The sequence below is a fragment of the Cobetia sp. MC34 genome (genome assembly GCF_018340035.1).
Lineage (GTDB): Bacteria > Pseudomonadota > Gammaproteobacteria > Pseudomonadales > Halomonadaceae > Cobetia > Cobetia amphilecti.
Genome location: NZ_JADPPY010000010.1, coordinates 109,903 through 118,340, shown reverse-complemented (window position 1 = coordinate 118,340; position 8,438 = coordinate 109,903). Strand labels below are relative to the sequence as shown.

Annotated in this window: 7 protein-coding genes and 1 rRNA gene; 4 read left to right on the top strand and 4 right to left on the bottom strand. The window is 62.3% G+C overall.

Annotated elements, in window-relative coordinates; genetic code table 11:
• Window positions 1-85: ribosomal RNA gene (locus IZU87_RS07830) — 16S ribosomal RNA — on the bottom strand; the annotation flags it as partial.
• A 577-nt stretch (window positions 86-662) separates the two neighbouring features.
• Window positions 663-1,871, bottom strand: a complete 1,209-nt coding sequence (gene tyrS / locus IZU87_RS07825) for a tyrosine--tRNA ligase (protein WP_054556461.1) — start codon at window positions 1,869-1,871, stop codon at window positions 663-665.
• Between the two features lie 155 nt (window positions 1,872-2,026).
• On the opposite strand from tyrS, the gene IZU87_RS07820 reads away from it, so the two are divergent.
• Window positions 2,027-3,175 carry an anhydro-N-acetylmuramic acid kinase gene (locus tag IZU87_RS07820; protein ID WP_213114189.1) on the top strand — a complete coding sequence of 383 codons (1,149 nt, stop codon included), beginning with the start codon at window positions 2,027-2,029 and terminating at the stop codon, window positions 3,173-3,175.
• Window positions 3,176-3,281: 106 nt separating this feature from the next.
• Here IZU87_RS07820 and IZU87_RS07815 read toward each other — a convergent pair whose 3' ends face one another.
• On the bottom strand, window positions 3,282-4,436 hold the full coding sequence (locus IZU87_RS07815; protein WP_043333447.1) for a PilT/PilU family type 4a pilus ATPase: 1,155 nt from the start codon (window positions 4,434-4,436) through the stop codon (window positions 3,282-3,284).
• A gap of 139 nt (window positions 4,437-4,575) precedes the next feature.
• The gene (locus IZU87_RS07810) at window positions 4,576-5,607 is read right to left on the bottom strand and encodes a type IV pilus twitching motility protein PilT (protein ID WP_213114188.1); all 1,032 of its coding nucleotides are present in this window, start codon (window positions 5,605-5,607) and stop codon (window positions 4,576-4,578) included.
• Window positions 5,608-5,802: 195 nt separating this feature from the next.
• Between IZU87_RS07810 and IZU87_RS07805 the strand changes: the two genes are divergently transcribed.
• The 3 genes from IZU87_RS07805 (at window position 5,803) to IZU87_RS07795 (ending at window position 8,217) form a co-directional block, all read left to right on the top strand.
• Window positions 5,803-6,555, top strand: a complete 753-nt coding sequence (locus IZU87_RS07805; protein WP_131431152.1) for a YggS family pyridoxal phosphate-dependent enzyme — start codon at window positions 5,803-5,805, stop codon at window positions 6,553-6,555.
• Window positions 6,556-6,643: 88 nt separating this feature from the next.
• Window positions 6,644-7,486 (top strand): pyrroline-5-carboxylate reductase, encoded by an 843-nt coding sequence (proC, locus tag IZU87_RS07800; protein ID WP_043333440.1) that lies wholly within the window; start codon window positions 6,644-6,646, stop codon window positions 7,484-7,486.
• Between the two features lie 149 nt (window positions 7,487-7,635).
• Entirely contained in the window at window positions 7,636-8,217 is a 582-nt protein-coding gene (locus IZU87_RS07795; protein WP_043333437.1) for a YggT family protein, read from the top strand.
• The last annotated feature ends 221 nt before the right edge of the window (window positions 8,218-8,438 follow it).

Here is an 8,438-nt window from a genome sequence, read left to right as displayed (position 1 = left end):
CAAGCTAGGATCGTTTCCGCTCGACTTGCATGTGTTAAGCCTGCCGCCAGCGTTCAATCTGAGCCATGATCAAACTCTTCAGTTGAAAGCTTGATAGTCTGTTAAGCAGACCAAACTTGGTTCAGAGCCAAACTTCTCGTGAGAGGCTTGCTCCGATATTTGGTGACCTTGTCACCACTCATCGGCAAGCGCTCACACGAATTACCTGATCAAATTTTTAAAGAGCGTCGCTATTAAGCGAGGAGGCATATTTTACCCGGAACGCTTGAGAAGTCAAGCACTTGATGATGAGTCAGTCGACTGCCTCTAAGCATCATCAAGCGGTGAGGAGCATTGCTCGATCACCTGTTCCGTAAGGAGTGCGGCGTATTCTAGCGAATCGCCCGGGATTGTCAATCGATGATGTCGAAGCGGGCTTCAAAAACATCAAGTAAAACAATCACCTGCAAACCTCTTTCACCGCTGGTAACGCCATGCGTCCCCGGCAGCGGATGCGTACTTTACGCACGAACCGCCGTGAGGGCAAGGGCTTTCTTGAGAGAATCTCGCCGCGGTGATGTCAGGCGCTCAAAACGCGTTCGGCCCCACCATGTCTGGTGGGGCCGAACGGGAGGCGACATACGCCAGCGTCTTCTCAATACCTTTCAGTATCCCTCAGTACCTCAGCGCGTCACGGTCACTCGGGCGTAGCGCTTCTTGCCCGCCTGGATGACGATGGCAGTATCGAAAGGTGCCATATAGGAAGGCTCGACCACTTCGCCATCCACTTTCACGCGACCATTCTTGAGCATGTCCTTGGCCTGAGCGCTGTTGTTGGCCAGGCCCGCGCGGTTGATGACCGCCGCGATCGGCGCCACCTCGGCGCCTTCCAGGCTGACGGTGACATCCGGCATGTCCGCCGGCAGCTCGCCGTCGGCCAGCTGATTGCCGCTGGAGAGGTGCGCCGTCGCCGCCGCTTCTTCATCGTGAAAGCGTGCCACCAGCTCGCGCGCCAGCTCCATCTTGATATCACGCGGGTTGGCACCGTCGTCGATGCTGGCCATCAGCGCCTTCACTTCATCGAGAGGACGCAGCGACAGCAGCTCGAAGTAACGCCACATCAGCGAATCCGGCATGGAGACGATCTTGTTGAACATCTCGCCCGGGCGGTCGTTGATGCCGATGTAGTTGCCCAGCGACTTGGACATCTTCTGTACGCCATCCAGGCCCTCGAGGATCGGCATGGTGATCACGACCTGCGGCTCCTGGCCACGCTGGCGCTGCAGCTCACGCCCCATCAGCAGATTGAACTTCTGATCGGTGCCGCCAAGCTCGATGTCCGCTTCCAGTGCCACGGAGTCATACCCCTGGATCAGCGGGTAGAGGAACTCATGGATGGAGATCGGCTGATTGCCGGTATAGCGCTTGTCGAAATCGTCACGCTCGAGCATGCGCGCGACCGTACTGGAGGCCGCCAGCTCGATCATGTCACCCGCGGAGAGCTTGTTGATCCATTCGGAGTTGAAGGCGATGCGCGTCTTCTCCTTGTCGAGGATCTTGAAGACCTGCTCCTGATACGTCAGGGCGTTGGCCTTCACATCCTCTTCGGTCAGCGGCTTGCGCGTCACGCTCTTGCCGGTGGGGTCGCCGATGCGGCCGGTGAAATCACCGATCAGGAAGATGATCTCGTGACCAAGGTCCTGCAGCTGGCGCAGCTTGTTGATCAGCACCGTATGACCGAGGTGCAGGTCCGGCGCCGTCGGATCAAAGCCCGCCTTGACCTTGAGCTTGCGCCCGGACTCGAGCTTCTTGATCAGCTCTTCCTCGACCAGCACCTCATCGGTACCGCGCTTGATGATCTCCAGCGCTTCCACTACTGACTTGTCGCTCATCCTGCCCTCTCTGACCGTTGCTGCTCCCCTCGTAACGGGGCATGTTGGCCGAGAATGTTAGCATGACGAGCATGGCATGCACCCCCTGCCGCAGAGCGGCGTGCTCACAAGCTTCACCCCCCTATTGCACGCCCCCAATGATCGGGAGACCCCCAATGGCGCTCTACCTTGGCTTGATGACCGGCACCAGCCTGGACGGACTCGATATCGCCTTGCTCGATATCACCCCCTCCTCGCCAGACCACGAACGGATTCGCTTCATTGATGGGCTCGATCTGCCGCTGCCCGAGACACTGCGGACTCGGCTCTGGCAGCTGATGCATTGCGATGAGGCATGCTTCGCCGATCTCGCCGCCGCCGAGCAGGCGTTGGCCGAACTGGCCGCCAGCGCAGTGACGCGCTTGCTGACCCGCCAGCAACTGAGTGCAGACGATATCGCGGCCATCGGCAGCCATGGCCAGACCATCGAGCATCGCCCCTACGGCTTCAGCGACCGGCCATGTCACACGCCCTACACCCTGCAGCTCGACAACCCCAGCCTGCTGGCCGAGCTGTGCGGCATTCCCGTCGTCGCTGACTTCCGGCGCCGTGATCTGGCCGCCGGCGGTCAGGCGGCCCCGCTGGCGCCCGCCTTCCACGCTGCCCTTTTCAGTCAGCCAGACCAATGGCATGGGCTGCTCAACCTGGGCGGCATCGCCAATCTGACGCTACTTCCCCCTCAGGACTCCACGGCTGACGTCATCGGCTTCGATACCGGCCCCGCCAACTGCCTGCTGGATGCCTGGCATGCCCGTCATCGTGGCACCGCGGTGGATCAGGACGGCCAATGGGCCGCCAGCGGCAAGGTGATCCCTGGCTTGCTCGAGAGATTGCTGTCGGCCGATTACTTCCGCCGACCACTTCCCAAGAGCACTGGCCGAGAAGACTTCCATCTCGACTGGTTGGCACAGCACCTGAACGGCGACGAGGCACCGGCCGACGTGCAGGCCACGCTCTTGAGCCTGACCGTCGAGAGCATCGTGCAGGCACTGGAGCAGACCGGCGTGTCACTGGCTGCGCTGACACCCTGTGGTGGCGGGGCACGCAATGGCGCCCTGCTCACGCAGCTGGAGCAGCGCCTGGCGCAAGGCGAGCAAGCGACGCCTCTCATGTCCTGCGCTGATATGGGCTGGAACGCAGACCTGCTCGAAGCCAGCGCCTTTGCCTGGCTCGCGGCGCGTAGAGTACTGGAGCGCCCCGGCAACCTGCCCAGCGTGACCGGCGCGAGCGGCCCGAGAGTGCTGGGCGGCCTCTACGCCCGCTGATCCTCAGCGGATACGAAAAAGCCGCCCTCTTCCTCAGAAGCAGGGCGGCTCTTGATTGACCAATCACTATGCTAGCGTCACCGACAGCTGGCATCACCGACACGCCTCAGTCGTCATCCCCTTGCAGCGAGAAGCGACTGGCGGCATTCAGGACATCCAGCTGGGCTTCCTGGGCACTGTCGGAATCACCGAACTTGATCATCAGGCGCAGGTCATTGGCGGAATCGGCATGCGCCAATGCCACTTCCTCGGTGATCAAGCCCTGCTGATGCAAGGCGTACAGCGATTGATCGAAGGTCATCATGCCCTGCTGCTGCGAGCGCTTCATGACGTCCTTGATCTCGACCACCGCGCCCTTGCGGATCAGGTCGACGATCAGCGGTGAACGCAGCATCACCTCAATGGCCGGCACGCGCTGGGTGGTGTTGCCACTCTTGTGAGGCAGCAGCTGCTGGGCCACGATGCCCTTGAGGTTCAGCGACAGATCCATCCACACCTGTTCATGACGCTCCTCCGGGAAGAAGTGGATGATGCGGTCCAGCGCCTGGTTGGCATTGTTGGCATGCAACGTCGCAAGACACAGGTGACCGGTCTCGGCGAAGGTCAGCGCATGCTCCATGGTCTCACGCGAGCGGATCTCGCCGATCATGATCACGTCCGGCGCCTGGCGCAGCGTATTGCGCAGTGCCACCTCGAAGGACTCGGTATCGATCCCAACTTCACGCTGCGTCACGATGGAGCGCTGGTGAGGGTGGATATACTCGATCGGGTCTTCGATGCAGATGATGTGCCCGCTCGAGGTCTGGTTGCGGTGCTGGATCATCGCCGCCAGCGAGGTCGACTTGCCGGCGCCGGTACCGCCGACGAAGATCACCAGACCACGCTTGGTCTCGGAAAGCCCCTTGATGATCTCCGGCAGCCGCAACTCTTCCAGGCTGGGAATCGACAGCTGGATGCGGCGAATCACCATGCCCATCTGGCTGCGCTGGTAGAAGGCGCTGATCCTGAAGCGCCCGACTCCCGGCAAGCTATGCGCGAAGTTGGCCTCGCGCTCTTCCTCGAAGCGCTCGCGCTGCATGTCACTCATCGGTGCGAGCACCAGCTCTCTCACCTGATCGACACTCAGCTTCTTGTCACCCAGCGCCACCATGCGGCCATTGACCTTCATCTGCGGCGGCGTGCCAGTGGAGATGAACAGGTCCGAGCTGCCCTTGCTGACCATCAACTGCAGAAGTTCATGCAGCCATTCATGAGGAGTCATGAGTTGTATCCCGATATGCGCCTTGAGAGTCGCGCCCAAGGCCTCGCGCTGAAATGCCGTCCCATGAACCTGAAAAGTTGACGTGTTCCGGCCCCTGCCCCACCTACCTGCCACGTGATTGTCGGTACTCCCGGCGAATTCAGCTCAACAAGCCCTTGGCTTTCGCCTGAGCATCTTCATTGGTCACCAGCCCTTCCGCCAACAGACGCGTCAGCGCTGCATCCAGTGTCTGCATGCCCAGGGCGCCACCGGTCTGGATGGAGGAATACATCTGCGCCACCTTGTCCTCGCGGATCAGGTTACGAATGGCAGGCGTCGCGATCATGATCTCGTGAGCCGCCACTCGGCCACCGCCAATCTTCTTGAGCAGTGTCTGGGCGATGACGCCCTGCAGGGACTCGGGCAGCATCGAGCGCACCATCGACTTCTCCTCGCCGGGGAAGACGTCGATGATACGGTCGACGGTCTTGGTCGCGGAGGTGGTGTGCAGGGTGCCGAACACCAGGTGGCCCGTCTCGGCCGCGGTCAGCGCCAGGCGGATGGTCTCGAGATCTCGCAGCTCGCCGACCAGAATGACATCCGGGTCTTCACGCAGCGCCGAACGCAGCGCGGGCGCGAAGCCGTGGGTATCACGGTGCACTTCACGCTGGTTGACCAGACACCGCTTGGACTGGTGCACGAATTCCACCGGGTCCTCGATGGTGAGGATGTGGCCGTACTTGTTCTCGTTGATGTAATCGACCATCGCCGCCAGCGTGGTGGATTTACCGGAGCCGGTCGGCCCGGTGACAAGAATCAGGCCGCGCGGCAGCATGCACATCTTGCGGAAGGCTTCACCGAGCCCCAGATCCTCCATCGTCAGCACTTCCGAGGGGATGGTACGGAAGACGGCCCCCGCACCACGCCCCTGATGGAAGGCGTTGACACGAAAGCGCGAGACGCCCGGCACCTCGAAGGAGAAATCGGTCTCGAGGAATTCCTCGAAGTCACGGCGCTGCTTGTCATTCATGATCTCGTAGATCAGCGCGCGCACCTGCTTGTCATCCATTGACGGCACATTGATGCGCCGCACATCACCGTCGACACGAATCATCGGTGGCAAACCAGCGGACAGGTGAAGATCCGACGCGTTCTGTTTTGCCGAAAAAGCCAGCAGTTCGGTAATATCCATGCAGTTCCCTCGCGAAGACCGAAGCTCTTGTACCAACGAGTCTTGTGTACTCTGGTGAAAGTGTGAAGTGGCTCTTCAGTAGATAGTGCGATGGGCACCATGTCACCAGGCCTGTCACGCTCATGCTATTGATGACACGCCTGATACCGTGCCAGCCATCGCCAGGTTGTTCCGCAAATTCTGGAGCCGAGCCGCATGACCGCAGTCCCCGACGACGAAGCTTGTGTTACCCAGTGTATCCTAGAGGCCCGCGCGCGGCTGGAAAAGGCATTGCAGACAAGTAAACGCAACGCTGATTCGGCGCAAGTGCTGGCCGTCAGCAAGACCAAACCCGCCACGCTGGTGCGCGCAGCCTGGCAATCCGGCCAGCGGGCCTTCGGCGAGAACTATCTGCAGGAAGCGCTGGACAAGCAGCAGGCGCTGTCGGACCTCACCGATATCGAATGGCATTTCATCGGCCCCATCCAGTCCAACAAGACGCGCGCCATTGCCGAGCACTTCGCCTGGGTGCATACCGTGGAACGCGAGAAGATCGCACGCCGCCTGAGCGAGCAGCGCCCCGATGAGCTTGGCGCGCTCGATGTCTGCCTGCAGGTCAATATCTCCGGCGAAGCCTCCAAGGCTGGCGTGGCACCGCAGGAACTGCTGGCGCTGGCCGAGACAGTGATCGCGCTGCCCGGGCTGCGCCTGCGCGGCCTGATGGCGATTCCGGCCCCCTGCGCCGCCGATGCCAGTGAGACCGAGCGCCGTGCGCCCTTCCGCCAGCTACGTGAGCTGCTGGAACAACTGCAGACGCGCTTCCCCGCCGCCAGCTACCCGCAGGCCCGGCTCGATACGCTCTCGATGGGCATGAGCGCGGATCTTGAGGCCGCCGTCGCCGAAGGTGCGACACTGGTACGCCTCGGCACTGCCATCTTCGGCGCACGTGACTATTCCCACGTCCACTGAGTCCAACGCTCGCTGATGCAAGCCCAACGCTCACGCAAGGCTCTCGAGCTTGCTGCCAGCCCTTCCACTGAATGATCAGGAGCACCGCATGACGCACCAGAGCACCGCTACACCGCGCACCATCGCCTTCATCGGCGCCGGCAACATGGCCAGTGCCATCTTCGGCGGCATGGTCGATGCCGGTTATCCCGCGGACCGCATCATCGCCACGGCTCGCTCGCGCGAGACACTCGATGCCCTCGAGCAGCGCTACGGCGTAAGCACGACCCAGGACAACGCCTATGCCGTCTCGCAAGCCGATGTGGTGGTGCTGGGCGTCAAGCCGCAGATGATGCATGACGTCTGCCAGGCGCTGACCCCTGCGGTGCAGAACCGCAAGCCGCTGATCGTCTCGGTCGCGGCCGGCATCACCTGCGACAGCCTCGAGCGCTGGCTGGGCGGCGACCTCGCCATCATCCGCTGCATGCCCAACACGCCGTCACTGGTCGGTGTCGGTGCCAGCGGCCTCTATGCCACCGCCCAGGTGACGGAGGAGCAACGCGGCTTGATGGATGAGATGCTGACTGCGGTCGGTATCGTCGAGTGGGTCGAGGAAGAAGGTCTGCTGGAAGCCGTCACCGGCATTTCCGGTTCCGGCCCGGCCTACTTCTTCCTGTTCATCGAGTCACTCGAAGCGGCAGGCATCGAGCTGGGACTGAACGCCGAGACCGCGCGCCGCCTGGCGATCCAGACCGCCCGCGGTGCCGCCGAGATGGCCTTCTCCAGCGAGCATGAGCCTGCCGAGCTGCGCCGTCGCGTGTGCTCGCCGAACGGCACCACGGAGCGCGCCATCAACAGCTTCGAGGAGGATGGCCTGCGCGATATCGTCGAGCGCGCCGCCAAGGCCTCCAGCGTGCGCGCCGCAGAGCTTGCCCGCGAGCTGGATCGCTGACAGCCTCTGCACCACTGACAACTCCTGCAGGCCGCTGGCAGCCCGGGTCACAACAGGCCATCATGCGCTGTTCATCTGTTGTTGGCATGCTAGCGGCATGACGCGTGCACTATCGCGCGCCCACTTCTCACCGTCTTAAGGAAAGCCCCATGGGTGCTATGGGTAATATCGGACTTCAGCTGGTCACCATCCTGCTGCAACTGTTTGTCTACATCCTGATGCTGCGCTTCCTGCTGCAGCTGTCCCGCGCGGACTTCTACAACCCGGTCACCCAGTCAGTGGTCAAGGCGACCAACCCGCTGGTGGCCCCGTTGCAGGGCATCCTGCGCCCGCTGGGTCGCTTCGACATCGCCACCCTGGCCGCGGCCTTCATCGTCGTCAGCCTGGTGCTGGTCGCGATCGGCGCCCTGTTCGGTGGCGGCATGCTGCCGGTCGGCTTCATCGCGCTGACGGCGCTGGGCACCATTCTCGACAGCATCATCAATATCTACTTCTTCGCCCTGATCGCGATGATCATCCTGTCGTGGGTCGCACCGCAGGCCAATCACCCGGGCGCCATCCTGGTTCACCAGCTGGTCGATCCGATCATGAAGCCGGTGCGCAAGGTGATTCCGTCGATCGGCATGCTCGATCTGTCCCCGATCTTCGTGTTCATCGCGCTCAATCTGGTCGGCAGCCTGATCAACCAGACCCTGCCGTCACTGGGCATGCTGCGCAGCGCTTTCAGTTAAGCCGGCGCTCCGCCAGCAAGGATGGCTCGCGCGCGCCCAGCGCGCAGGCCGACGAGATCAGCGCCCGCCACGGACTCCCGTGGCGGGCGCTCTTGCATCGCGCGTCACTGGATCACGCGTACGCACGCTGTGCTAGAGTGAGCCCTCGGCCGAAGCCAGAACCACGGTGCACGAGACGCCCACAAGGCGCATCACCGCGGCTTCGCGCCCCGGACACGGGC

What these genes read in the sequence shown, in the direction of transcription:
- tyrS (WP_054556461.1), bottom strand. Translation starts at nt 1,871, where the DNA reads ATGAGCGACAAGTCAGTAGTGGAAGCGCTGGAGATCATCAAGCGCGGT.
- IZU87_RS07820 (WP_213114189.1), top strand. Translation starts at nt 2,027, where the DNA reads ATGGCGCTCTACCTTGGCTTGATGACCGGCACCAGCCTGGACGGACTC.
- IZU87_RS07815 (WP_043333447.1), bottom strand. Translation starts at nt 4,436, where the DNA reads ATGACTCCTCATGAATGGCTGCATGAACTTCTGCAGTTGATGGTCAGC.
- IZU87_RS07810 (WP_213114188.1), bottom strand. Translation starts at nt 5,607, where the DNA reads ATGGATATTACCGAACTGCTGGCTTTTTCGGCAAAACAGAACGCGTCG.
- IZU87_RS07805 (WP_131431152.1), top strand. Translation starts at nt 5,803, where the DNA reads ATGACCGCAGTCCCCGACGACGAAGCTTGTGTTACCCAGTGTATCCTA.
- proC (WP_043333440.1), top strand. Translation starts at nt 6,644, where the DNA reads ATGACGCACCAGAGCACCGCTACACCGCGCACCATCGCCTTCATCGGC.
- IZU87_RS07795 (WP_043333437.1), top strand. Translation starts at nt 7,636, where the DNA reads ATGGGTGCTATGGGTAATATCGGACTTCAGCTGGTCACCATCCTGCTG.